Raw genomic sequence first — 736 nt, forward strand, 5'->3', positions numbered from 1 at the left:
CACATGAGCACGGTGGAACTCACCAAGGACAACTTTGACGAGATCGTTTCCGGGAGTGAATTCGTCCTGATCGACTTCTGGGCTTCCTGGTGCGGCCCGTGCCGCACGTTCTCCCCAGTCTTCGAGAGCGCGTCCGAGCGCCACGACGACCTGGTCTTCGCCAAGGTCAACACCGAGGCGCAGCCGGAGTTGGCGGCGGCCTTCGAGATCCAGTCCATCCCGACGCTGATGATCGTCCGGGACAACATCGCGGTCTTCGCCCAGCCCGGCGCGCTGCCGGCCACCGCGCTGGAGGACGTCATCGGCCAGGCGCGCGCGCTGAACATGGACGAGGTGCGCGCCTCGGTCGCCGACGCGGCGGCCAAGCAGCAGGGCGCGAGTGACTGAACTGCTGCTGGTGCGGCACGGCGAGACGGACTGGAGCCGTTCGGGCCAGCACACGAGCTGGACTGAGCTGCCGCTCACGGAGCGGGGCGCGGAGCAGGCGCGCGCCCTCCGTCCGCTGCTGGCGACCAGGACCCTGGCGAGGGTCCTGGTCAGCCCGCGGGTGCGGGCGCGGGAGACGGCCCGGTTGACCGGTCTGCTCGACCGCGCCGAGGTCGAGAGCGACCTGACCGAGTGGGCCTACGGCGCGTACGAGGGCCGGACCACGCCCGACATCCACCGCACCCGCCCCCACTGGGACCTGTGGACCGACGGCGCCCCACAGGAGTCCCCCGAGCGCCCGGGGGAGAGC

General features: G+C 71.1%; 2 protein-coding genes. Both read left to right on the forward strand.

Going from position 1 to position 736, the window contains the following annotated elements; all coding sequences use genetic code 11:
- The first annotated feature begins 3 nt into the window (after window positions 1-3).
- The gene (gene trxA, locus KUM32_RS39070) at window positions 4-387 is read left to right on the forward strand and encodes a thioredoxin (RefSeq protein WP_176161459.1); all 384 of its coding nucleotides are present in this window, start codon (window positions 4-6) and stop codon (window positions 385-387) included.
- Window positions 380-736: histidine phosphatase family protein (locus KUM32_RS39075; RefSeq protein ID WP_217146518.1), on the forward strand; the 357-nt coding region annotated here is incomplete at its 3' end. The genes trxA and KUM32_RS39075, both read left to right, overlap by 8 nt.

This window comes from Streptomyces sp. AC627_RSS907, assembly GCF_019049165.1.

Coding starts and splice junctions, on each gene's coding strand:
- trxA (WP_176161459.1), top strand. CDS start 4: ATGAGCACGGTGGAACTCACCAAGGACAACTTTGACGAGATCGTTTCC.